The sequence below is a fragment of the Trinickia sp. genome, from assembly GCF_051961175.1.
Taxonomy (GTDB): domain Bacteria; phylum Pseudomonadota; class Gammaproteobacteria; order Burkholderiales; family Burkholderiaceae; genus Trinickia.
The window spans coordinates 1-22,816 of record NZ_JBQCDN010000004.1; the positions used below are offsets into that span (position 1 = coordinate 1).

A 22,816-nucleotide genomic window follows, 5' to 3' on the forward strand; every position below is an offset into this window, starting at 1 on the left:
CGTCTTGCCGAGCGGCAGATTGCCGCCCTTGAAGAAGGCTTCTAGGGCATCGACGAGCTGGAGCTTGTTCTTCAGCGAGAGCTCGATGTTGATCCGCTCGATGCCGTCCGTGTACTCGCCCATGCGATTCAACGGAATGACGACGTCTTCGTTGATCTTAAAGGCGTTCGTGTGCTTGGCGATCGCGGCCGTGCGGCTGCGGTCGAGCCAGAATCGCTTGCGCGCCTCGGCGCTGACGGCGACGAAGCCCTCGCCGCTCTTGCCGTTGGCCATGCGAATGACCTCGGACGTGGCCGTGGCCACCGCATCGGCATCGTCGCCGACGATATCGCCGATCAGCACCATCTTCGGAAACGCATTGCGCTTGGACTTCGTCGCGTAGCCCACCGCGCGCAGATACCGCTCGTCGAGGTGCTCCAGGCCGGCAAGGATCGCGCCGCCCTGCTTGGACGTCTCGAACAGGTAGTCCTTGATTTCGACGATGCTCGGAATCGCATCGCGCGCCTGGCCGAAGAATTCAAGGCAGACGGTGCGCGTATGCGCCGGCATCTTGTGCAGCACCCAGCGCGCCGACGTAATGAGCCCGTCGCAGCCTTCCTTTTGCACGCCGGGCAGGCCCGCGAGGAATTTGTCGGTGACGTCCTTGCCCAGTCCTTCCTTGCGGAAGCGCCGACCTTCGATCGAGAGCGTTTCCGTGCGCAGCAGCCGCTCGCCTGGCGCGGCATCGCCGTCGAACCATTTCAGTTCGAAGCGGGCCACGTCGACATCGTGAATCTTGCCGCGGTTGTGCTCGAGCCGCGTGACTTCGAGCCAGTTGCCTTCCGGATCGACCATGCGCCACCAGGCGAGGTTATCCAGCGCGGTGCCCCACAGCACCGCCTTCTTGCCGCCCGCGTTCATCGCGACGTTGCCGCCGATGCACGAGGCGTCGAGCGAGGTCGGATCCACGGCGAACACATAGCCTGCGGCCTCGGCCGCTTCAGTCACACGGCGCGTGACGACGCCGGCGCCCGAGAAGATCGTCGCGACTTTGGCGGCCACACCCGGCAACTCGGTCAACTCCACGGCGCCGAGCTGTTCGAGCTTCTCCGTGTTGATCACGGCCGAGAACGGCGTGAGCGGAACCGCCCCGCCCGTGTAACCGGTGCCGCCCCCGCGCGGAATCACCGTCAGCCCGAGTTCAAAGCATGCCTTGATGATGCGTGCGATCTCAGCTTCGGTGTCGGGCGTCAGTACGACGAACGGATATTCGACGCGCCAATCGGTCGCATCGGTGACGTGCGAGACGCGGGACAGGCCGTCGAAGCGGATATTGTCCTTTTGCGTGCAACGCCCGAGCACCTTCGTTGCGCGGCGGCGCAGATCGGCCATCGCGGCGAACTCGGCCGCGAACGCCTCGACGGCACTCCGGGCGGCGGCCACGAGCATTTCCACGCGTGCCGCGCGCTCGCGGCCCGCTTCGTCGCCGTGCTCGGTCATATCGGCGCGACGGCGCTTCTCGATTTCGCTCAGGCGGTGATTCAGCGCCTCGATCAGCAGCGCGCGGCGCTTCGGATTGTCGAGCAAGTCGTCTTGCAGATACGGATTTCGGCGGACGACCCAGATATCGCCGAGCACTTCGTAGAGCATCCGGGCCGACCGGCCCGTGCGGCGCTCGGCGCGCAGCTCGTCCAGCGCCTTCCAGGCTTCGTCGCCAAGCAGGCGGATGACGATCTCGCGATCGGAAAACGACGTGTAGTTGTACGGAATCTCGCGCAAGCGCGGTTCGGTATCGGCGGCGACGGCAGCCGCGGCGCCGTGCGGATCGAAGACTTGAGGTGCGTTCATGGTCGGACGGATCGAGTGGCCGGCCAAAGCGTCGAACGACGTTTGGGCCGGCAATGCGCGTCACGCGCAATGAGTTCTGGAAACTGGGCGTCGGCAGCGAGGGCTTGCGGCGCGGGTAGGCGCCAGCAGCCAGCTCGCATCAGAAGGTCGCTAGCCGCACGATCGTGCGTGACGGGCATGCCGCTGCGCCGCGGGGCGCGCTTCCCGCGGGGCTGGGGTGAGAGAGGCGGTCCGTGGCTGCCAGCGCATTATCCGGTCCTGGTCTTAAAACGGAATTCTACCGCATCATCTCGATACGCGTTGCCCTGCAATACGAGACATCGCCCTCGCCGGCAGCGCCCATGCCAGCGCGCCCGCACGGGCCCGAAACCCTTTGCCGACCGGCCGTCCGGTCAATGTTCAATCACGCTCCACACGCCCGCAATTGCCCGCTCAAGGCCTGAAAAGCGGAGTCCGTTGGCGCTATCATTGATCTTTTCGCATTCCGCACCCGCCTCGCGAATTGTCGCGCGCCTACGCCATGTCCTCGTCTTCCCACGATTACCTCAAGAAAATCCTGACCGCCCGCGTCTATGACGTCGCTCACGAAACGGAGCTCGAACCGGCGCGGAATCTGTCGGCGCGTCTGTCGAATCACGTCTACCTGAAGCGCGAAGACAACCAGCCCGTCTTTTCCTTCAAACTGCGCGGTGCGTACAACAAGATGGTGCATATCGACGCCGATTCACGCTCGCGCGGCGTCATCACGGCGTCGGCCGGCAATCATGCCCAGGGCGTCGCCTATTCGGCCGCCCGGCTCGCGGTCAAAGCGGTGATCGTCGTGCCCATTACCACGCCGCAGGTGAAAGTCGATGCCGTGCGGGCACACGGCGGGCCCACGGTCGAAGTCGTCCAGGCCGGGGAATCGTACAGCGACGCCTATGCCCATGCGCTCGAGCTGCAAAAGGCGCGCGGCCTCACGTTCGTGCATCCATTCGACGATCCGTACGTCATCGCGGGTCAAGGCACCGTCGCGATGGAGATCCTGAGCCAGCATCAGGCCCCCATTCACGCGATCTTCGTACCGATCGGCGGCGGCGGGCTCGCAGCCGGAGTAGGTGCCTATGTGAAAGCCGTGCGACCCGACATCAAAGTCATCGGCGTACAAACTGAAGATTCCTGCGCGATGGCCCGCTCGATCAAAGCCGGCGAGCGCGTCACGCTGCCCGAAGTGGGTTTGTTCTCCGACGGCACGGCGGTGAAGCTCGTGGGCGAGGAAACGTTCCGGCTGTGCCGTCAGTATCTCGACGATGTCATCACGGTGAATACCGACGCACTGTGCGCCGCGATCAAGGACGTCTTCCAGGACACGCGCAGCCTGCTCGAGCCCGCGGGCGCCTTGTCCGTCGCCGGCGCGAAGCAGTATGCCGAACGCACCGGCGTCACCGGGCAAACGCTCGTGGCGATTACCTCGGGCGCGAACATGAACTTCGACCGCATGCGCTTCGTCGCCGAGCGCGCCGAAGTGGGCGAAGCGCGCGAAGCCGTCTTCGCCGTGACGATCCCCGAGGAGCGCGGCAGCTTCAAGCGGTTCTGCGAGCTGGTGGGCGAGCGCAACGTCACGGAATTCAATTACCGGATCGCCGATGCCAGCGCGGCGCACATCTTTGTGGGCGTACAGATCAAGAGCCGCGGCGAACCGGCGGCGATCGCCAGCGCGTTCGAGCAGCACGGTTTTCCGGCGGTGGATCTGACCGACGACGAATTGTCGAAGCAGCACATCCGCTATATGGTGGGCGGCCGTTCGCCGCTCGCGCACGACGAACGCCTGTTCCGCTTCGAGTTTCCCGAGCGGCCCGGTGCGCTGATGAAGTTCCTCTCGTCGATGGCGCCCGATTGGAACATCAGCCTCTTTCACTATCGCAATCAAGGCGCGGATTACAGTTCGATCCTCGTCGGCATCCAGGTGCCGCAGGCCGATAACGAAGCCTTCGCGCGCTTCCTTTCGACGCTCGGCTATCCGCATTGGGACGAAAGCGGCAACCCCGTTTACCGGCTCTTTCTTGCGTGACCGAACAACGCCATCGCCTTCAATCGATCAAACGTCATGACGCCCGAACACTCGCCCCTCGGCAAGAGCACGACCTACACCGAGCAGTACGATCCGACGCTGCTCTTTCCGATCGCCCGCAGCCAGGCGCGCGAAGCCATCGGCATCACGCAAGCGCTGCCCTTCTTCGGCACCGACATCTGGAACGCTTACGAGCTGTCGTGGCTCAATGCACGCGGCAAGCCGCAGATCGCGATCGCGACGTTTTTCGTGCCGGCTGAATCGGCGAACATCGTCGAATCGAAATCGTTCAAGCTCTACCTGGGCTCGTTCGCGCAAACGCGCATCGAATCGGTCGATGCGCTGCGCGATACGCTCAAGCGCGATGTGTCGGCCGCCTGCGGCGCGACCGTCTCTGTGCGGCTGGCCACGCCCGCGGAGTTTCACACGCTGGAGTTCGAGGAGTTCGACGGGCTGTCGCTCGACCGGCTCGATCTCGAGGCAGACGTGTACGAGCCCGATCCGGCGCTGCTGAAGGCGGCGTTCGACGAAGCCCCCGTAGAAGAAACGGTGTACTCGAATCTGCTCAAATCGAACTGCCCGGTAACGGGCCAGCCCGATTGGGGCAGCGTGCAGATTCATTATGTCGGCCCGCAGATCGATCATGCGGGGCTGCTGCGCTACATCATCTCGTATCGCTCGCATACCGGCTTTCACGAACAATGCGTGGAGCGCATCTTCATCGATATCCTGCGCGAATGCCGCCCGGTGAAGCTCGCTGTGTATGCGCGCTATACGCGGCGCGGCGGGCTGGACATCAACCCATTCCGCACCAACTACAACCTGCCGATGCCCGACAACGCGCGCACGGCGCGTCAATAAGGGTCGCGCACGTCGCCCGCGGCCTTCGCGCCGCGCGGAAGGAAGCGGCCCGCGCGCTCACCCGAAGGCGCGCGGTCGCGATAGGACAGCACGCCATTCACCCACACGGCATCGATGCCTTCGGCCACTTGCCGCGGATTTTCGAACGTCGCCACGTCGCGCACACGTGCCGGATCGAACAGCACGAGATCGGCGTGATAGCCGACGTGGATCTCACCGCGCTTGTCGAGCCCGAAGCGTCGCGCCGACAGGCCCGTCATCTTCCGCACGGCTTCCTCGAGCGGGATCAACTGCGTGTCGCGCGCGTAGTGCCCGAGCACGCGCGGGAAGGTGCCCCATAGCCGCGGATGCGGCAGCGGATCGTTCGGCAAACCATCCGAGCCCACCATCGTGGCCGGATGCGACAGAATGCGCCGCACATCGTCTTCCGACATGTTGTGATACACCGCGCCTGCCGGCTGCAAACGGGCGGCGGCCTCTTCCTGGGTGACGCCCCACTCGTCAGCAATCGCCGACAGCCGCTTGCCCGACGCCTCGGGATGCGGAGTCGACCAGGTCACGGTGATGTCGATATCGCCCGTGACTTGCTTCAGATCGAGCGTGGTCGAGCTGCGGTCATACGGATAGCAATCACAGCCGACGCGCTGCGCCGAGCGCGCACGCTCGAGTGCAGCGAGCACTTCGATGCTGCGCCCCCAGTTGCGCGGGCCGGCGCACTTCAGATGGGAGACGATGACCGGCACCTGGGCATGCCGGCCGATCCGGCAGGCTTCGTCGAAAGCATCGAGGATCGCATCGAATTCGTTGCGCATATGCGTCGCGTAAAGCGCGCCCGCTTGCGCGAGCGGCTCGGCGAGCGCCATCACCTCTTCGGCCGGCGCGCTGAACGCCGAAGCATAGGCCAGCCCCGAACTCAATCCGAGCGCGCCATGCGCCAACGCCTCGGCCAACTGCTCGCGCATCGCACCGATCTCTGCTTGCGTAGCGGCGCGATCGAGCCGGTCCATGTGATTGCTGCGCAAGGCCGTATGCCCGACGAGCGCGGCGACGTTCACGGCCGGACCCGCTGCATTCACGGCATCGACGTAGGCGGCGAACGTCGGAAAGCGGAACGATTCGCGCTCGCCTAGCAGGTTCATCGGATCGGGGGGATCGCCCTTGAGCGTGACCGGTGACGCGCTGATGCCGCAGTTGCCGACGATCACCGTCGTCACGCCCTGCGACAGCTTGGGCAACATCTGCGGCTCGCGGATCACGTGGGTGTCGTCGTGCGTGTGGACGTCGATGAAACCCGGCGCGAGCGCACGGCCGTCGGCTTCGACGATGTCCTCGGCGACCCAATTCGAAAGGTTGCCGACGGCCGCGATTTTTTCACCGCGAATGGCGACGTCGCGCACGACGGGCGGTTTGCCCGTGCCGTCATAGAGCGTGGCGCCATAGATCAGCGTATCGGCGGCTTCGGGATGAGAATGCATGGGTTCGTCTCCGAGTGCGGGCACGGGGGCGGCAGCGGCGCCGGCTTGCCAAGAATCCTACTCGCACTTTCTGTACCATGGGAACCTGAATGCCGGCTTTCATGCTGGCGCAGAACGAAACAGGAACCACTGCGATGACATTGACGATGACGCGCTACTCCGCTGCCTCCATCGATCCACTCGGCAAAGGCCTCGGCATCGTGCCGAGCGCGAGCGTGCCGCTCGATTCGGCGGTGAATCTCGAATGGAATCTGCTCGCCGAGGACGTGAGCCTGCCGGCAGCCGTGCTCTATGCCGACCGGATCGAGCACAACCTCAAATGGATGCAGGATTTCGTCACCGAGTATGGCGTCAAGCTCGCGCCGCACGGCAAGACGACGATGGCGCCGCAACTCTTTCGCCGGCAGATCGAAACGGGCGCATGGGGTATCACGCTCGCGACGGCCCATCAAACGCGGGCGGCCTACCACGGCGGCATCGAGCGCGTGCTGATGGCCAATCAGCTGGTGGGCCGGCGCAACATGGGCGTGATAGCCGAGCTCTTGACCGATCCGGACTTCGAGTTCTTCTGCCTCGTCGATTCGCCGGATGGCATCGACCAGCTCGGCACATTCTTTAAAGCGGCCGGCCGCCGGCTGCAAGTGCTGATCGAACTGGGCGTGCCCGGCGGGCGCACGGGCGTGCGCGACGAGGCGCAGCTCGAAGCGGCGCTGTCGGCCATCGAGCGCCACGCCGGCACGTTGGTGCTGGCCGGGATCGAATTGTATGAAGGCGTGCTCGGCGACGAGCAAGCGGTGCGCGCCTTCCTGCGCCGCGCGGTTCAAACCACGCACGCCCTCGCGCAAGCGGGCCGCTTCCAGCGCACGCCGGCCATCCTGTCGGGAGCGGGTTCGGCGTGGTACGACATCGTGGCCGAAGAGTTCGCGGCTCAGTCGAAAGCCGGCGCCATCGAAGTCGTGCTGCGTCCGGGCTGCTATCTGACCCACGATGTGGGCGTCTACAAGAAGGCGCAGAGCGAGATTCTGGCGCGCAATCCGATCGCCAGAAAAATGGGGGAAGCGCTATTGCCGGCGCTGCAATTGTGGGCTTACGTGCAGTCGATTCCGGAAGCCGATCGCGCCATCGTCGGATTCGGCAAACGCGACGCGGCCTTCGACGCGGGGATGCCGGTCCCGGCGCGTCACTATCGGCCCGGCAGCAGCGCGCCGCGCGAGATCGCACCGAGCGAAGGCTGGGAAGTGACCGGGATGATGGATCAGCACGCTTACTTGCGGATCGAGCCGGGCGCCGATCTGAAAGTGGGCGACATGCTCGCGTTCGACATCTCGCACCCTTGCCTGACGTTCGACAAGTGGCGGCAGCTCCTGATCGTCGACAAGCAGTACCGCGTCACGGAAGTGGTTGAAACGTTCTTTTGAGGGACGTCTCGGCGCTCTCGCGCAAGCCATCGCAGAGGGACAGGGGCGCGCCGGCCACATCCGCAATCCGCGTTTCGAGCTTGGCGAGCGCACCGGATAGTGCCGCCAGTGCATCGTCGGGCAACGCCCCCATCGTTTCGCGCAGAAACGCATCGCGCTGCGGCAGGCTCGCGTCGACGACATGGCGCCCCTCGTCCGTCAATCTCACGTTCGTGATGCGGTTGTCGCGCGCATCGGTGCTGCGCGCGACCCAGCCCAGCGCCTCGAGTGACTTCAATTGGCGCGTCAACGCGCCCGGGTCGATGCGCAACCGTTCGACGAGCCGCTTTTGCGACCACTCGCCGCCGTCGTCCGTGAGCGTGCGCAAGATACGCCAACGCGGCATGGCGTGTCCCACCTGCGCTTCGAACGCGGACATGAACGCGCGATAGGTTCGGCCGAATTGCTGAACGATGGCTACGTAGTCTTCCATGATGCAACCTTGCTATTGAACGGGCGCTATTCTGCCGCAGGCACGGGCTCGCCCCTGCGCGTAATGCTGACGTGCGGTACGCTCGCGCACCGCCACAGCGCAACCACCGCCACCACCGCCGCTACGGCGAGCCCTGCGTGAATTGCGGTGACGAGCGCCACACGCGCCTGCTCGAGCAGCGCGGAACCGTCGCGGCCGGCATGGGCGAGCGAATCGAGCAGGGTGCGCTGCGCATCTTGATTGACGAGGATTTGCGGGTCGCGCATGGTGTGCCACCACGCGGTGGCGTTCGCGCTCGTCAGGGCGTCGCGTACGCCGCGGGCATACAGGTGCGTGATGAGCGTGCCCGTCACCGCCGCCCCGAACATGCCGCCGATCATCCGCAGCGATTGCAGCAAAGCCGTGGCGATGCCCAAGTGCTCGCGCCCCGCCGTTTCCTGCGCGAAAACAGTCAGGTTCGGCAGGACAAAGCCAAGCCCGACACCGGCGAGGATCATGAGCCCCACGAGCAGTGCGTGCGGCATCGAACGCGTGGCCAGGGCGCCGCCCACACAGGCACACGCGAGCAATGCGAAGCCGATATAAAGCATCGCATTCGGGCGCCGGATTCGCGTCACGATGCGGCCGTTGAGAATACTGCCCACCGTGATGAAGACGACGAGCGGCGTGATGAGCACGCCCGCGTCCTTCGGCGAAAGCCCAAAGCCGCCTTGCAGCAGCAGCGGCGCATAGAAGATCAGCGAAAACATCGAGTAGCCGCCAAGCACCGACAGCATAAACAAGGCAGCCAGACTGCGATTGGCGAACATGTCGAGCGGCAAAATCGGCTGTGCGGCGTGCTGTTCCCATTTCCACAGCGCGATGGCCGAGCCGGCCGCGGCGATGGCCAGCGCCGCCACACCGCGCGAGAGGCCATGTTGCGAGAGCGATTCCACGAACATCTGCAGCGATCCAAGCGCAACGGCGATCAGCAGCGAGCCCGGCCAGTCGAGACGAATCCTGGCGCGCGACTCGATATGCCGCACATGCGGCAGGTACCGCCAGACGAACACGAGCGAAAGCAGACCGACGGGCAGATTCACATAGAACGTCGAGCGCCAGCCGTAGTACTGCGTCAAAAACCCGCCGAGCGACGGCCCGATCGCATTGGCGATGCCGAATGCGGAGCTCATGAGCACCTGCCAGCGCAGACGCACGACAGAATCGGGAAACAAATCGGGAATGCAGGCGAACGCGGTACCGACGAGGATCCCGCCGCCGATACCCTGCAAAGCGCGCGCAAGCACGAGAAACAGCATGCTGTTCGCCGCGCCGCAGAGCACCGAGGCCCCCGTGAACACGACGATCGATGCGATCACGAACGGCTTGCGCCCGAAATAATCGCCGAGCCGGCCGAAAATCGGCACCGTAATGACCGATGTCAGTAAGTAGGACGTGGCGACCCAGGCATACAGCTCGAAACCGCGCAGCTCGGCGACAATCGTCGGTAACGCGGTGCCGACGACCGTTTGATCGAATGCGACGAGCATGGTGACGAACGAGATGCCGAGCATCGCGAGCAGCGACTCCCGGAACGGCAGAAGCTGCCCACGCGAGTGGTGAGCGGCGGTATGGACGGCCATTTTTTGTGGAGGCAATCGTTGATACGTCAAATAATTCCGAATGATAGCATGGGTGCCTGCGATTCGCAGGCGGGCGCCCCGCCCGGCTCATGCCGGATGTCGGCGCATCTCCCCTCTTCGTCACCCTAGTTCACCCTATCGACCCAATGGAACCGATCCCTAACGCTGAGTCGATCCTCGACCCCGAGGATCTTGCGACGCTCGCGCTGGCCAGGCAAGCGCTCGAGACGCAGCCGCTCGCGATGAAACTGGCGGGCGCGATCGGCATGCCGATCGAGCGACTGTTGGCGCGACTGCCCGCCAGCGCGCACGACACGGTTGCCGATGCCACCCGTCGCGCGCTCGATGCGAGCCTGCGGGCGGCCGTCGCCACGCTCGGCGAGCCGAAGCCGGCCAGCGCCGGCGGGGACACCGGCAAGCGCCGTTCGGCGATCGCCAAACCGCGCGATTGGCTGCACAAGGTCGCGGTCGCGACGACGGGCGCCGCCGGCGGCGCGTTCGGACTGCTCGCGCTGCCAGCCGAATTGCCTGTGACGACGACGCTCATGTTCCGCTCGATTTGCGATATCGCGCGCAGCGAGGGTGAGGACCTGCGCGAAGCCGAGGCGAGGCTGCAGTGTCTCGCCATTTTCGGCATGGGGAGCCATATTCAGGACGAGGAAGCCGATTTCGGTTATTTCATCGCACGCGGCGCACTGGCGCAGGCCATCTCCAAAGCGTCGTCAGAACTGGCGAGCAAAGGGGTGGCCGCGCATGGCACACCCGCGCTCGTTCGTTTGATGAACGTCATCGCGGCCCGCTTTTCGACGCAGGTCAGCGAGCAGGTGGCAGCCAAGTCGATTCCGGCGATCGGTGCCGTGCTCGGTGCAGCCATCAACACCGTCTTCATCGATCACTTCCAACAGACGGCGCATGGCCACTTCGCCGTGCGCCGGCTCGAACGCCGCTACGGCAGCCCGGCCGTGCAGGCCGCCTATCGCGCCATCGAATCCACGTCGATGGGACGCGCAACGCGTTCGCGCGCGTGAGCCCGCACAAATTGGGCGGCGCGATCGAGCGCCTGCTTCGCCTCCGGCACGAACGGCGTCCATAAGTGCCATACGTGCGGCATCTTCGGCCACACCTCGTAGTCGACCGGCACGCCCGCCGCGCGGGCCCGATCGGCCACGCGCCGTGCGTCGTCGAGCAGCACTTCGGTACTGCTGGCCTTGATCAGCAACGGCGGCAAGCCGGACAGGTCGGCATACAGCGGGGAAAGATACGGATGCGCCGGATCGGCCTCGCCGACGTATAACTTCGCCGCGCGCCCGATGGCGGCGCCGCAGAACATGGGATCGAGGCCGTCGTTCGACTGAATCGTGCCGCCTGTCACCGCCAGGTCGGTCCACGGCGAAAACAAGACGCCCGCGGACGGCAACGGGTCGCGCGCATCGCGCAGCGCGACGAGCGTCGCCAGCGCAAGACCGCCGCCCGCCGAATCGCCGGCAATGACGATGGAATCGGCCGGTGTGCCGTCGGCCAGCAAACGCCGATAGGCCGCCAACGCATCGTCAAGCGCAGCGGGAAACGGATGCTCGGGCGCAAGCCGATAGTCGAGCGAAAACGTCCGCGCACCCGAGCGTGCGGCCAGCGCGAAGACAAGCGGCCGATGCGAGGCCGGCGAGCAGAAGTAATAGCCGCCACCGTGACAATAGAGAATCGTGCGAACGGGCACGGCTTGAGCGAGATCGTCCCCGCGCGCCAACCATTCGCCGCGCAGGGGCGCGTCCGAAGGCAGCGGGCGCTCGATGAGCCGCCAGCCAGCTGGCACCTTCTGGCGCCGGATACGCGAGGCGGCATGCGCGCGAGCGCGCTCCACGCTCACATGAGGCTTGAGCGTTTCGGGGCGAAATTGTTTCTTGAGCAACCAAGAGGCGACGGCACTTTGCCAGCTCATCGCGATGCACTCCCCACACGACGACGCATCATGGCCATGGTAATTGCCCGCGCGAACGCGTGGGGCCGAGGCGAGCGGACGTATGCGGGAAAGCGCACGCCGGCACCCGTTGCCGAATGGCGAGGGCCGCGAATGATACGGTTCGATATCGAACCGTATCCGTATCGCGCGCCTGCGTGACCCCGGGCGCGACGTGTCGTCAGTGGATCAATGCGTTAATTGGCCGGAACGACCTGACCGCGAATTTCGCCCGCCGGATTCGCGGCCGTATGCACGTTGAAGTACCACTTGCCGCTCGTCAACTCGGCAGCCTGGGTGTCGGTGAGCGTCTTCTCGCCTTCAATCGGGCTCGCCAGCTTATCCTTGGGAATGCCGACCTGGACGCCGGCGTTCTGCCCGACAGGCGCGGGGCCGTGGAAGTGCGCCATGGTGGCCGGGCCGGAAAGCCCTTCGTAGGTGACCGTCCACTTCAGGTCCTTCGACGACGTATCGAACGTCGCCTGCAGCGCGCCGTGGCCCTTGGACGTATTCGGCGGCACTTCGCTCGAAGGCTCCAGATCTGCCTTCAGCGTAATCGATTCCGCGAATGCGGCACCCGAGGCTACCGCCCACAACAGAACGGCGACATTCAGCTTTCGCATGACGTGCATCGTGCTCTCCTGTATGTTTGAACCCGCCATGCGAAGAGGTTCGCACCCCTGCTCGGCCGGCAGTTCCACATACTAGAACAAGTTACCGCTGCGCGTACGCCAAACGCGCCGGCCGATCACGTGCGCGGGCTGTCAGCAGACTTTGCGAAACATCGTGTCGATGACGGTGCCGGGACTGATCCCCACCCACGCCGAATCGGTCGAGCGCAGGGCGCCGGCGGGCGAACCGTTTTTGGCCAGATAATGCGTATCGAGCGTACGCCATTGCTTGCCCGCGCAATCGATTTGGTAACGGGTGACGGAAACAGACACGGGCGCGGTCGCGCCGGGCATGAGCGACGGTGCCTTCCAGGTGGTCTTCGCCGTGTATTCGATGTAGCCGTCGGAATCGGTTGTCACACTATCGGTATCGACTGCATACGCGAGATCGCTGGCGCTTTTCAGCGGGGTCCATTGCGTGGCATCGGCATAAGCCATGGAGCCGAGCGCAGCAGTCACGATGATCAAAGGGCGGAGCCAATTCATGTTGCGTTTCCTAACGTTCGAAATGGCCCGGCTTTGCGATATCGCTAATTATTATGGTGTCCTGCCTAATTTCCCTGCATGACTGTCAGATTCTAGCAGAGCATGCGAGTGTCGCGGATCCGAAAATCTAGTGAATCACCGTGATCTGGCGCAAAGTGCGGGGGTGTGCTAAGCGCCTTTGCAGTAGGCGCAGCGGCGCGCTTAGCGACTTCGGCATTTCCGTTATCGCGTGAATGACGGCACGGCCGCATCGGTATCGCTGGCCGCATCCACTGCTTCGAAATCTTTCGTGCGCAGACTGACTTTGCGCGCATAGGCGGTAGATCCGCCATAACTCTTGAGCGCGGCTGTCACGTCGCCGCGTGCCGATTCAAGATAGCCGTGCAAAATCGCCGATCCCGCCTCGATGTTGGCGGCCGGTTCCGTCAAGTCCAGGTTTTTGACGAGCCGCTTATGGGCCGCCGGCACCACTTGCATGAGGCCCGTCGCGCCGTGCTGGCCGCGCGCGTGATCCTGAAAGCGGGATTCGATCGAAATAATCGCCAGCACCAGCGCCGGGCGCAGCGAATACTTCGACGCCGAGCTCATCACCGCCGACGAAATCTCCTCCGCCTTCGCGCGTGCGAGCCCGAATTTTTGCGTGAGCATGTCCCGGATTCGACGCATCTGCCCAGGCGCCGGCTCGCTGGCTGAAACAGGCGCCGAAGCCGAACCGGCCGCTGCAGCGAGGGCAGCTTGCAGCGAAGCGGTTGCTGGCGAACCCGACGCGGGGGAGTCCGTCCGTACTTGCGAGGCGGCCGGGACAACGGCCGCCAGCGCGCGCGATGCTTCGGAGTCCTGTGCAACGGCTGACGCAGTCAAACCGAACGAAATCAGCAACGCGCAGAAAAGTCGACTCATTGGACGCTGGTAAGGGGAAGGTGCGGCGAATTATAGCGGCTCATGTCTGACCTTTGAGGGGACCGATTGGATTCGTCAGTCGATTAAAAGAGCCGTTGCGGCCGGAACCCTGCTACCCGGGGCGCAGTGGCCCGTCCATGACAATCGATCCGGTCTTCGCCCGCATCCCGGCCTTTAAGTGACAGTTAAGCAACGGCAGCAGACAATCGGCGCCTTGGAAACAGGACGAAGACTATGGCACCGCACGACCTCGAAGCGCTGAACCGCGCATTGTTTCTCGCGATCGACGCCACGCCCGGCAGCCCCGGCTGGCTGATCGGTACCGCGTCCGCCATCGCAAACGGCTTGATCTGGTCGATCCCGCTGCTGCTCGTCTGCCTATGGCTCACGGGCGACACATATCGGCGCGAGACGGCGCTCAAGGTGTGCGTCATTACCTTGGCCGCACTCGGCGTGAACCAGCTGATCGGTTTGGCGTGGCAACATCCGAGACCGTTCATGATCGGGCTCGGTCACACGTATTTGGCGCACGCCGCCGATTCTTCGTTTCCGAGCGATCATGGCACTGTCTTCGCGTCCGTCTCCATCACCTTACTGCTGCGCGGTATGAAGCGCCTGGGCGCGGCCATGATCGCGGGCGGCGTGGCGGTAGCGTGGGCCCGAATCTTCCTCGGCGTGCACTTCCCGCTCGATATGATCGGCGCCGTTTGCGTGGCGGCCGTGGTTCATACGGCAATCGCCCCGCTCTGGAGGCGTGCGGGCGCCCCCGTGACGCGCTTGGCCGTCATCGCGCACCGGAGGCTGCTCGCGGCACCGATCCGATACGGCTGGCTGCGCCCATAGCTCGCCCCCCACAGGGATCCGCGGCAGTGTTCTTCGATGACGCGGCATCGGTACGCTTTATGCGGTGATCTGTCGTCGTGCCCTGCGCCCATCGGCCATCGCACGCTTCGAACCGAGTATGGCGTGTGGAGGACGGCATGCAGATGGCGGATCACTATTCGCCGCAATGGGCTTTGAAGGAAACCACCTACTTCGATCACGAGACGCATCGATTCCGCGTAGGCGATCTCGAAATCGAAGGCGGGCGAATCCACGCGGTCAAGCCGCCCGGTACATCGACGTTCGAACAGGCGGTACCCGCGCGCGAATGGGTGTGCACGCCCGGCCTCGTCAACGTGCTGGCCGGCGCCCCATTGATCGACGGAGCACCCGAGCGCTTGCTCAGTGCGGGAATGACCACTGCTGGCACCCTGTACGCCACTGCGCGCGAATGCATCGTCGCGGCAACCCGGACCCGGCTGCGCCTCGTCACGCGTTTAATCCTGAATCCATTCGCCCGCGCGCGCAGTCAGCAGCGGCAACCGGACGCCGAAGCGCGAGCGCCGGAAATTCATGCGCTTGAACGCTTGAATGCGCTGGTCCGCTGCAATGGCGGACGTTTTTCGATTGCGATGCATTGCCCGTCGATCGTCTCGGCGTACGAGCTCGTCTACGCCCAGAACCTTGCGACGGCGCTGCGGCTCAACCTCAGCTTCGTGCTGTCCGACAATGCGCGATCCGCGCGCGCGTTTCGTGAGCGCTTTTATAGCAGCGAAACACATCTGCTCAGTTATTTGCAGTTGCTCCGGCCTGGCACGACGGTCCTGGGGCTCTCGCAGTTGACGCGCGCCGACATCGATATGCTGGCGCACTCCGGAGCAGACGTACCCGGGCTCAAAGCGATCTCGACGCCGCAGCGCCGGACGCGCGGGCACCGGCGAGCACCGGCCGGGACGGCTTCGGACGGGTCGCGCTCGGGCCTCTTCTGCGGCGGATGCGCGAGCTGCCGCGACGTTGACGCATGCGTCGACGCGGTCACCGTATCAGCGGCCGCGGCGCTCGGCGAACCGGCCTGCGGACGGATCGCGCCAGGCATGCGCGCGGATTTGTGCCTGTTTGCGCCGCCGGGGACAGATCCGCTGGGCGGCGGCAGCGAAACGTTCGTTCAGCTATTTGAGTCCCGCAGGCCCGATGCCGTCATCGTGGGGGGCACGCTCGCGCTCGGCGCATGGAACACGCCGATTCATGACAAAGCCGGTCTTGATGTCGGGCGCACGCATCGCAGGGAACCGGCGCCGCCGCTTTCGCATTGCCGGTGAGTTTCGGCGATTCATTCAAGCGTTCGATTCGAGGCTCGCCGTTTTAAAAAACAAAACGACCCGCGAAAAGCAATGTTTTTGTGCGACTTTGCTCGCAAAGAAAGCTTCGCCGATGACGATTGTTCTGACTTATCGGCCTTTCAATCCCGCCCGAATTAGTCCGGCTTATGAGTAACAACCCTAAACAAATTCTCTATTTCTGTAAGTAAAGATTGCCGCGCAACACTCTAAAGAATAACCACGGCATAAAGCGCCAAACCTTCCCGACTTCCGGCTGCGATTATTGCCCGCCTCCCGGGGGTAATGGTTCCATCTCGATACCGCCCACCGACCGAAAGACGCGCATCGAAGGCGCAGGGATGGACCATGTCGATACAAGCCGAACCCCCACTCCACCGGGACAATCCAATCGCGCCGACAGGCTGCGGCGCGGCAACACTCGGGCTGCCGCGACCCGGGTTGTCCGGGGCCGGCGCGCGCGCCGAGCCGCAGGTCGCGGCGAGGTCGAGCCAGCACAGTGGTGGACAGTCGGCGCGTCCCGCCTGGCTGTCCCGGGGACTTCGCGGGGCATGGCGCTCCGCCAAGCGTTGGATGCCGGACGAGCTTTTCCTGTGGTTGTCTCACCGGCGGCACGTAGGACGCTTTCCTAACCTGACCGACCCGGAAACCTTCAACGATTTCATTCTTCACCGCTGTCTGAACCCGGAGCCGCATTGGAGTGTGCTTGCCGACAAGCTCGCCGTGCGCGAGTTCGTCGCCGAGCGTATCGGCGAAGAACACTTGATCCCGCTCATCGCCGTACCCGAGGTCTTTACCGAAGCGGTCTTCGCGTCGCTGCCGGATGCCTTCGTCATGAAGGCGAACCACGGATGCGGGTACGTGCGTATCGTCGAAGACAAGCGCCGAACGTCGTTCGACGAACTCAACCGGCTCGCGCAAGCGTGGCTGGCGGAAGATTTCTCGCGCACGAATCGAGAACGCCATTACCGGCCGATCAAGCCCAGGCTGTACTTTGAGCAATTGCTGGTCGACGGGGCCGGCCGCATCCCGTCCGATCTGAAAATGAACATGTTCGGCCGCGACGCCGCGGGGCCGATCATCTACGCCGGCGTCGTCTCCGATCGCTTCGACACGCCGCACGGGGATGTTTTCGACGTGCGTTGGAACCGCTTGGACCTCGCCGTCGGCCATTACCCGCGAAGCGACGTCCCCCCCGCGCCGCCGCCGCACTGGGACGAAATCGTGCGCCTCGCGACGCGGCTCGTCGAGGGGCTCGGATATGTGCGGCTGGATCTTTATGTCCCTGACGGCAAGGTCTATTTCGGAGAGTTGACCTTTACGCCGGGCGCAGGCGTCTTTCCCTTTCATCCCGATCGCTACGACTACGAGTGGGGACGGCTCTTTAAAACCATGAGCGAAGCCGATCGATCGACGGATCCCAACGAATTCCAACAAAGCTCCCACGCATGAGCACGCCCACGACCATGACGCCAACCGTTGATCCCGTTTCACAAGCGCTTGCCGATATCGAGCGGACGCTGACGCTATCGACCGAAATCGCGACCGAGCCTGATCCGCGCTTGCGCGACACGTACGAGGCCGGACTCCGATGGATGCAGCGCTTTATCATGCAGCCGCACCCCGATCTCGGGCGCAAAGGCGCCGTCTGTCCGTTCGCGAAACCGGCCCATGAAGACGAGGCCCTGTTGTTCAGCGCGTTCGACGCCACCGGCCTGCCCTTCGATGCCTATATCGCCGCCCTGATGCGCCTGCCGTATTTGTTTCAACGCGTATCGAAGGCGCGACCCGAGCCGACCGAGTTGCTGTCGCTGGCGGTGTTTCCGATCGGCTTGCCGGACGGCGCCCACTACAAGTTCATCGATTGCGCGCATGTGATCTTGAAGCCGTTCTATATGGAATGCGGCTTGATGCTCGGCGAATTCCATCCCACGAGCACGGTGCGCGGCGCCCATTCGGCGACGTTCCGGCCGATGCGCGCCGACGTGCCGGTGTTCGTGATTCGCGCGATGGCGCTGCACGATGCGCTGTTCATCGATGGGGAATCGACACCGGTCGGCATGCGCGTGCACGAACTCGAATGCTACTTGCGCTGGAACGCGCCGCGCTTGTCCGCAACCGAAAGCGAGCGCGTGGCCGCTCGACTCGCGCAGCGCAAAGCACAGCTGGCGAATGACGAAGCCGCAGTTCGGCAAGCGGTGCAGGCAGTCGGCGTGTGAAGCGAAGCTGAAGGCATGGCGACGTGCACCCAGCATGCCGGTACCGCTGCGTTGGCTGCGTCAGCAGCCAACATCGTGTTTGAAGTCACTTCAAAATAAAGAGAGGGAGTTGCCGTGAACGACGAGCTATCGTGGGAAGAATGGGAAGCGCTCTGCGAAATGATGAACGGATACATCAAGACGCAGGTGCTATCGACCGCATGTGACCTTGGCGTCTTCGACGTGATCGAGCGCGGGGCGACCCTGGCGTCGCTGGCCGAGCGACTCGAAATCGATGAGCACGGCTGCCGGGTGCTGCTGCTGGGCCTCAGGCAACTCAAGCTTGTGAGCGTGAGCGAAACCGGTGCCATCACGAATGCGCCACTCGCACGCCGCTGCCTGCTGCGCAATGCCCAGCAATCGATGGTGCCGTTCGTGCGGTTGAACGACCAGATTCAGCATCGCGCCTGTTTGCATTTCACGCAGGCGTTGCGCGAAGGCCGCAACGCGGGTCTCGACGAATTTCCCGGTGATGCGCCGACGTTGTACGGCCGCATGGCCACCGATCCCTCGCTCGAGCGTCTGTTCCATGAAGGCATGGGTGCCTACACGCGGCTCTCGCCGCGCATGATGGCCATGGAAGAGTTCGGCAGCGTATCGAGGCTGCTCGATGTGGGCGGGGGCGATGGCACCAATGCGATTCGCCTGTGCGAGCGTTATCCGTCGTTGAAGGTGACCCTGATCGATCTACCGTCCGTGATCGAGAAAGCGCGCGCCAATATCGAGGCGCATGGGCTCGCCGATCGCGTGACTTGCGAAGCCGTCGATATGTTTACCGATCCTTGGCCGAGCGGCTGCGATGGCGTCATCTTCTCGCATGTGCTCGAGATCTTTTCTCCGGCGAAGATTCAATCGCTGTACCGCAAGACGCGCGCTTATCTCGACGACAACGGACAACTCTTCGTGTGGTCGCTGATGTGCAACGACGATGAAGACGGCAACCTGCAATCGATCAAATCATCGCTGTATTTCGTCACGGTCGCCAGCGGGGAAGGCATGGCCTACCCCGTGGCCGATCACGTGCGATGGTTGAGCGAAGCGGGCTTCGTCGATGTCACGAAATACGATGCGCGGTCTATCGACCATTGCGCGCTGGTGGCGCGCTGATCGCAATGGACTTATCGCGCGGTACGGCGCTGAATGCGCCTCTGTACGGTGCGACGCACCGCAACGTACGGAGGGCACGCTACTTCGCGCCCGACAACGCTTCTTTGCGCAACACATCCGGCTGCGACAAAGCGTGCTCGACCGGTGCGCCGGTTTCATTGCCTTCCGGCCGATTGCGGTGAACGTCTCGCGTGACGAAGCCCACTTCGTGGCTTGGAATATCGAACCACTCGGGATGGCCGAACGAACGGCGGATATCTTCGAGACCGCTCGCCCAGTGTTCGAGCATCGTCGCGTGACTGAATTCGTAGTCCTTGTAGTGCCCCTCGAAGGATTTATTCTTGTAGATCAGGTGCACCACGTTCACCGCACCGCTGTTCGCCACCTGCTGCGCCTCGAGCAGCAGAGGGTGCGTGCGGCGCACCTCTTCCGGCACATGCTCGAGCAGCGCCTTGATCATGCGCGCATGCTTTTGATTCTGCGACATGAATGCGGTGATCGCTCTCGTCCGGCTGGAATATTGGATGTCCTTGGTGCGTTCGCTGATATCCAGGAAATTGCCCGGAAGCGTGCCCCGGGAGCTCCATAAATCGACCTGAAACACGAGCGTATTCCGATGCTGGCATTCTCGGACGACCTCGGTGAGCGGCGTATTCGAGACAAGCCCTCCGTCCCAGTAAAACTCGCCGTCGATCTCGACCGCCGGAAACCCGGGCGGTAGCGCGCCGGACGCCATGAAATGCTCCGGCTCGAGGCGCATCAGCAGATTGTCGAAATAGACGAGATTGCCCGTGCGGACGTTCACCGCACCGACCGAGACGCGAATGTTCCCGTTGTTGATGCGATCGAAGTTTGCGTATTTGAGCAGCGTTTCGCGCAGTGCCGAGGTGTCGTAGTAGCTCACCCGATCGGGCGCGCTCTGGCCGAGCCCGGCGAAAGGCGCCTCTGCGCGCGGCGAGAAGAAACCCTTCTGCCCTTCAAACAGCGTGCGCGTGGCCGACCAGGCGCTCGCCCACGTGCGTCGCGCGTCGTCCAGCCCCGGCCATGCGGGAAAGTGCGAACCGATGTGGGAAAGGAAATCCGCCTTCTGGCTGATCGTGGTCCAGAACCCGCGCAGCGCTTCGGCGCGGTCGGCCGGCCGGTTGCCGGCGATGATCGCGGTATTTAACGCACCGATGGAAATGCCCGAGATCCGGGTCGGCTCGACCCCGACCTCGGCCAGCCCCTCGTACACGCCGGCCTGATACGATCCCAGCGCGCCGCCGCCTTGGAGCACGAGCGCAACTTCGTCGTAGGCGGGGAGCGTCAAGTGGTTCGGTTGTTCGAGCTTATTGCGCCGACTCGCGGGCATGGTCGTCTCCTGGTTTTCGTTGAATGCACCGATCACATCGGTCACATCGATCGCGCTAACCGCCTTTATTGCGTATCGCGAGCTGGCGTGACGAGTGATCGGCTATTGATTGACCGCGAGCTTCACCGGTTCGACGGGTGCGAGATAATCGAACGCCACTTCGCCGATGTCGAGCGTCAGATTCGCAATGACGTGCCGCGCGCCGATGATTTTGCGTACGGGCAAATCCGCGACGGACGCGAGTGCGTGCGGATGCAGCTCGAGTGCCGCGGGGCCTTCCCATGCGCCGAGTACTTCCACATCGCGCAAGAAGAAGCGCACCAGTTCGCACACGCGCGTCGAGCCATCGACGTGTGGAATCACCTTGAGCAGATAGTTGGGCGTTTCGGCGAGCTTACGCTGTTCGACCGTCTTATCTATTTCGCGATACTTGTAGCCCATTGTGCCCGTTGCGATGCGCTGTGTTCCGTAGTCGAGCGTACCGAGCAGCGTGTCTTTCCCGTCGATGGAAAGCCGGGGCGAAGCGAGCTTCTTCGGGAAACCCCAGATTTCGCGGCCGCCCGCGATGGGGCCTTCATCGTCCAGATACATCGCGTGGGTATAGTTCCCGCGATTGCCCTCCTCGTCGATGACCGAAATGACCTGGCCGCTCTCCGTGTAGTCGCCGAACCCGGACGAATCGGGCATGCGGATGAATTCGTAGTGGACAATGGGTTTATCGACCGTCAAAGGCGCCGGAACGACCGCCCTTAGCGCATCCATATCCGTCTCGTACGAGACGATGAAGTATTCGCGATTGACAAAGCGAAATGGCGGACGCGGATACGCCGGATTGAGCACGGGCATCGCGAACGCGTTGTTGCGGATATCTTCCTCGGTCACGGATCGTTCCTCGGTGGGTGAGTACGGGTAGTGGACGTCGCGACGGCGTTGCAGTCCCGGCCGACGAAATGTATTGGCGTCGAGCCGGCACGCGCAGTGCGCCTTCGCACGATTACAGCTATGTTTTATTGCGTGGTTCTGTTTCCGGCGGTTTTTCCGCCACCGTCAAAGCGAATCGTACGCGCCGAAGAGGCGCGTCGGTAGCATCGAGAAAGAACTCAATCTGTTGCCGGCGCAACAACAATCGATTTAACAAAAGATAGGTGACGGAATGCTGACGGCCGGTTCCGGGGTAAAAGGATAGCTTATTCCACGGCTGGTGGTTGGTCATCTGCGATGGTTGAACGAGGTGTCTATTTCGCGGTACTTGCAGCCGATCGAGCCCGTTGCGAGCGCTGCGTCCCGTAATCGAGCGTGCGGAGCAGCGATAAAGCGAAATAGCGGAAGCGGATACGCCGGATTGAGCATGGGCATCGCGAACGCATGGTCGCGGATTTCTTCTTCGGTCACGGATCGTCCCTCGGTGGTGAGTGCGGGTCGCGCGCATCGCGGCGGCGTTGACGGCCGTTAGCGATGACATGCCGCAGCGATCGGCTTAACCAGGATAGACGATGGGATGTGGGTTGTGAGTGCCTGGCCAGCGCATGGGCATCGGCCGGTTTCAATAGTTGGTCGAATGCGTGCGCCTTCTTGGTTGCCGCGATCATGCTCATTTCGAACGCGTGGCTGCGTATGGTCGACGACGCACTCCGGCAGTATTCGATCTGGGCACACGCATCAGCACTCGTCATCTGACCAGAGCATGAGCCTCACCCAAGGCCACGACGAATCGTCATATGGCGGGACTGCCCGGACGGTGAACGAGTAGGGATATGGCGCGGTACGTGGGCGCCTGCCAGCCGCCAAAATAGTCGCCAAGAGAGTCGCCACAGACCCGCGCCTGAACAGGCAATTATCTGATTATGAAGGAAAAAATCGCGTACAATCGAGATCCCTTCCCGCGAAAATAGCCGCCACGAGACGCGCCAACCCCGTTCTTGATCATGCCCGAGAGCGTCGCTTCCTATCCCTACAACAGCCCTCATCAGATGCGCCCGATGTTGCCCGGGGAACATAAGCTCGATGGTCTGCGGCTACTCGCGGCCGAGGTCATTGCTGGCGCCAGCCAGTTGGTAGCGCACGGGATGCCGCGTCTGCGTTCGTTGTTGCGCGAAGCCCTTCGCTTTTTCGGTGGCTCTTTCCGAGGCTGTGGCCGGAGGCGGAAGCCAATTTGGGGTGAGCGCTGCCGCGTGCCGTCGTTGCAATTGACGGCCACTTGACATC

At 63.5% G+C, this 22,816-nt stretch carries 20 protein-coding genes; 9 read left to right on the plus strand and 11 right to left on the minus strand.

Going from position 1 to position 22,816, the window contains the following annotated elements:
- On the minus strand, positions 1–1,827 hold a 1,827-nt coding region (locus ACTHL0_RS00305), incomplete at its 3' end, for a DUF3683 domain-containing protein (RefSeq protein ID WP_440564551.1).
- Positions 1,828–2,347: 520 nt separating this feature from the next.
- Here ACTHL0_RS00305 and ilvA point away from each other — a divergent pair.
- Together ilvA and queF are read left to right on the plus strand one after the other, a co-directional pair.
- On the plus strand, positions 2,348–3,877 hold the full coding sequence (gene ilvA / locus ACTHL0_RS00310) for a threonine ammonia-lyase, biosynthetic (RefSeq protein WP_440564553.1): 1,530 nt from the start codon (positions 2,348–2,350) through the stop codon (positions 3,875–3,877).
- 36 nt (positions 3,878–3,913) lie between these two features.
- The gene (gene queF / locus ACTHL0_RS00315; protein WP_440564554.1) at positions 3,914–4,738 is read left to right on the plus strand and encodes an NADPH-dependent 7-cyano-7-deazaguanine reductase QueF; all 825 of its coding nucleotides are present in this window, start codon (positions 3,914–3,916) and stop codon (positions 4,736–4,738) included.
- Here the strand turns inward: queF and ACTHL0_RS00320 are convergent.
- The gene (locus tag ACTHL0_RS00320) at positions 4,732–6,213 is read right to left on the minus strand and encodes an N-acyl-D-amino-acid deacylase family protein (protein WP_440564555.1); all 1,482 of its coding nucleotides are present in this window, start codon (positions 6,211–6,213) and stop codon (positions 4,732–4,734) included. The genes queF and ACTHL0_RS00320 overlap by 7 nt on opposite strands.
- Positions 6,214–6,347: 134 nt before the next feature.
- On the opposite strand from ACTHL0_RS00320, the gene ACTHL0_RS00325 reads away from it, so the two are divergent.
- Positions 6,348–7,631 carry an amino acid deaminase gene (locus tag ACTHL0_RS00325; RefSeq protein WP_440564556.1) on the plus strand — a complete coding sequence of 428 codons (1,284 nt, stop codon included), beginning with the start codon at positions 6,348–6,350 and terminating at the stop codon, positions 7,629–7,631.
- Here the strand turns inward: ACTHL0_RS00325 and ACTHL0_RS00330 are convergent.
- Both ACTHL0_RS00330 and ACTHL0_RS00335 read right to left on the minus strand, forming a co-directional pair.
- A complete protein-coding gene (locus tag ACTHL0_RS00330; RefSeq protein WP_440564557.1) occupies positions 7,603–8,103 on the minus strand; it encodes a MarR family winged helix-turn-helix transcriptional regulator in 501 nt (166 codons plus the stop codon). The genes ACTHL0_RS00325 and ACTHL0_RS00330 overlap by 29 nt on opposite strands.
- 26 nt (positions 8,104–8,129) lie before the next feature.
- Positions 8,130–9,725 carry an MDR family MFS transporter gene (locus ACTHL0_RS00335; protein ID WP_440564558.1) on the minus strand — a complete coding sequence of 532 codons (1,596 nt, stop codon included), beginning with the start codon at positions 9,723–9,725 and terminating at the stop codon, positions 8,130–8,132.
- A 146-nt stretch (positions 9,726–9,871) separates the two neighbouring features.
- Between ACTHL0_RS00335 and ACTHL0_RS00340 the strand changes: the two genes are divergently transcribed.
- Entirely contained in the window at positions 9,872–10,753 is an 882-nt protein-coding gene (locus ACTHL0_RS00340; RefSeq protein ID WP_440564559.1) for an EcsC family protein, read from the plus strand.
- On the opposite strand, the gene ACTHL0_RS00345 is transcribed toward ACTHL0_RS00340, so the two are convergent.
- The 4 genes from ACTHL0_RS00345 to ACTHL0_RS00360 all read right to left on the minus strand — a co-directional run bounded on the left by ACTHL0_RS00345 (position 10,699) and on the right by ACTHL0_RS00360 (position 13,736).
- Complete coding sequence (locus tag ACTHL0_RS00345; RefSeq protein ID WP_440564560.1) at positions 10,699–11,661, minus strand: alpha/beta hydrolase; 963 nt, start codon at positions 11,659–11,661, stop codon at positions 10,699–10,701. The two genes, ACTHL0_RS00340 and ACTHL0_RS00345, sit on opposite strands and share 55 nt — an antisense overlap.
- Before the next feature lie 215 nt (positions 11,662–11,876).
- The gene (locus ACTHL0_RS00350; protein WP_440564561.1) at positions 11,877–12,311 is read right to left on the minus strand and encodes a CHRD domain-containing protein; all 435 of its coding nucleotides are present in this window, start codon (positions 12,309–12,311) and stop codon (positions 11,877–11,879) included.
- 132 nt (positions 12,312–12,443) lie between these two features.
- Complete coding sequence (locus ACTHL0_RS00355; protein ID WP_440564562.1) at positions 12,444–12,836, minus strand: surface-adhesin E family protein; 393 nt, start codon at positions 12,834–12,836, stop codon at positions 12,444–12,446.
- A 222-nt stretch (positions 12,837–13,058) separates the two neighbouring features.
- Positions 13,059–13,736 (minus strand): lytic transglycosylase domain-containing protein, encoded by a 678-nt coding sequence (locus ACTHL0_RS00360; protein ID WP_440564563.1) that lies wholly within the window; start codon positions 13,734–13,736, stop codon positions 13,059–13,061.
- Positions 13,737–13,970: 234 nt separating this feature from the next.
- Here ACTHL0_RS00360 and ACTHL0_RS00365 point away from each other — a divergent pair, with 234 nt between their 5' ends.
- From ACTHL0_RS00365 to ACTHL0_RS00385, 5 genes are all read left to right on the plus strand, one after another.
- A complete protein-coding gene (locus tag ACTHL0_RS00365) occupies positions 13,971–14,579 on the plus strand; it encodes a phosphatase PAP2 family protein (RefSeq protein WP_440564564.1) in 609 nt (202 codons plus the stop codon).
- 137 nt (positions 14,580–14,716) lie between these two features.
- A complete protein-coding gene (locus ACTHL0_RS00370) occupies positions 14,717–15,877 on the plus strand; it encodes an amidohydrolase family protein (protein ID WP_440564565.1) in 1,161 nt (386 codons plus the stop codon).
- Positions 15,878–16,468: 591 nt separating this feature from the next.
- The gene (locus tag ACTHL0_RS00375; RefSeq protein ID WP_440564566.1) at positions 16,469–17,347 is read left to right on the plus strand and encodes an ATP-grasp fold amidoligase family protein; all 879 of its coding nucleotides are present in this window, start codon (positions 16,469–16,471) and stop codon (positions 17,345–17,347) included.
- On the plus strand, positions 17,344–18,114 hold the full coding sequence (locus ACTHL0_RS00380; RefSeq protein ID WP_440564567.1) for a DUF6875 domain-containing protein: 771 nt from the start codon (positions 17,344–17,346) through the stop codon (positions 18,112–18,114). The genes ACTHL0_RS00375 and ACTHL0_RS00380 overlap by 4 nt, the downstream gene beginning before the upstream one ends.
- A gap of 114 nt (positions 18,115–18,228) precedes the next feature.
- Positions 18,229–19,260 (plus strand): methyltransferase, encoded by a 1,032-nt coding sequence (locus ACTHL0_RS00385; RefSeq protein WP_440564568.1) that lies wholly within the window; start codon positions 18,229–18,231, stop codon positions 19,258–19,260.
- Between the two features lie 79 nt (positions 19,261–19,339).
- Here ACTHL0_RS00385 and ACTHL0_RS00390 read toward each other — a convergent pair whose 3' ends face one another.
- The 3 genes from ACTHL0_RS00390 to ACTHL0_RS00400 all read right to left on the minus strand — a co-directional run bounded on the left by ACTHL0_RS00390 (position 19,340) and on the right by ACTHL0_RS00400 (position 21,824).
- On the minus strand, positions 19,340–20,611 hold the full coding sequence (locus tag ACTHL0_RS00390) for a DUF3734 domain-containing protein (protein ID WP_440564572.1): 1,272 nt from the start codon (positions 20,609–20,611) through the stop codon (positions 19,340–19,342).
- A 102-nt stretch (positions 20,612–20,713) separates the two neighbouring features.
- The gene (locus tag ACTHL0_RS00395; RefSeq protein ID WP_440564569.1) at positions 20,714–21,493 is read right to left on the minus strand and encodes an acetoacetate decarboxylase; all 780 of its coding nucleotides are present in this window, start codon (positions 21,491–21,493) and stop codon (positions 20,714–20,716) included.
- Positions 21,494–21,611: 118 nt separating this feature from the next.
- Complete coding sequence (locus ACTHL0_RS00400; protein ID WP_440564571.1) at positions 21,612–21,824, minus strand: hypothetical protein; 213 nt, start codon at positions 21,822–21,824, stop codon at positions 21,612–21,614.
- Positions 21,825–22,816: the final 992 nt, after the last annotated feature.

Coding starts and splice junctions, on each gene's coding strand:
- ilvA (WP_440564553.1), top strand. CDS start 2,348: ATGTCCTCGTCTTCCCACGATTACCTCAAGAAAATCCTGACCGCCCGC.
- queF (WP_440564554.1), top strand. CDS start 3,914: ATGACGCCCGAACACTCGCCCCTCGGCAAGAGCACGACCTACACCGAG.
- ACTHL0_RS00320 (WP_440564555.1), bottom strand. CDS start 6,213: ATGCATTCTCATCCCGAAGCCGCCGATACGCTGATCTATGGCGCCACG.
- ACTHL0_RS00325 (WP_440564556.1), top strand. CDS start 6,348: ATGACATTGACGATGACGCGCTACTCCGCTGCCTCCATCGATCCACTC.
- ACTHL0_RS00330 (WP_440564557.1), bottom strand. CDS start 8,103: ATGGAAGACTACGTAGCCATCGTTCAGCAATTCGGCCGAACCTATCGC.
- ACTHL0_RS00335 (WP_440564558.1), bottom strand. CDS start 9,725: ATGGCCGTCCATACCGCCGCTCACCACTCGCGTGGGCAGCTTCTGCCG.
- ACTHL0_RS00340 (WP_440564559.1), top strand. CDS start 9,872: ATGGAACCGATCCCTAACGCTGAGTCGATCCTCGACCCCGAGGATCTT.
- ACTHL0_RS00345 (WP_440564560.1), bottom strand. CDS start 11,661: ATGAGCTGGCAAAGTGCCGTCGCCTCTTGGTTGCTCAAGAAACAATTT.
- ACTHL0_RS00350 (WP_440564561.1), bottom strand. CDS start 12,311: ATGCACGTCATGCGAAAGCTGAATGTCGCCGTTCTGTTGTGGGCGGTA.
- ACTHL0_RS00355 (WP_440564562.1), bottom strand. CDS start 12,836: ATGAATTGGCTCCGCCCTTTGATCATCGTGACTGCTGCGCTCGGCTCC.
- ACTHL0_RS00360 (WP_440564563.1), bottom strand. CDS start 13,736: ATGAGTCGACTTTTCTGCGCGTTGCTGATTTCGTTCGGTTTGACTGCG.
- ACTHL0_RS00365 (WP_440564564.1), top strand. CDS start 13,971: ATGGCACCGCACGACCTCGAAGCGCTGAACCGCGCATTGTTTCTCGCG.
- ACTHL0_RS00370 (WP_440564565.1), top strand. CDS start 14,717: ATGCAGATGGCGGATCACTATTCGCCGCAATGGGCTTTGAAGGAAACC.
- ACTHL0_RS00375 (WP_440564566.1), top strand. CDS start 16,469: ATGCCGGACGAGCTTTTCCTGTGGTTGTCTCACCGGCGGCACGTAGGA.
- ACTHL0_RS00380 (WP_440564567.1), top strand. CDS start 17,344: ATGAGCACGCCCACGACCATGACGCCAACCGTTGATCCCGTTTCACAA.
- ACTHL0_RS00390 (WP_440564572.1), bottom strand. CDS start 20,611: ATGCCCGCGAGTCGGCGCAATAAGCTCGAACAACCGAACCACTTGACG.
- ACTHL0_RS00400 (WP_440564571.1), bottom strand. CDS start 21,824: ATGACCAACCACCAGCCGTGGAATAAGCTATCCTTTTACCCCGGAACC.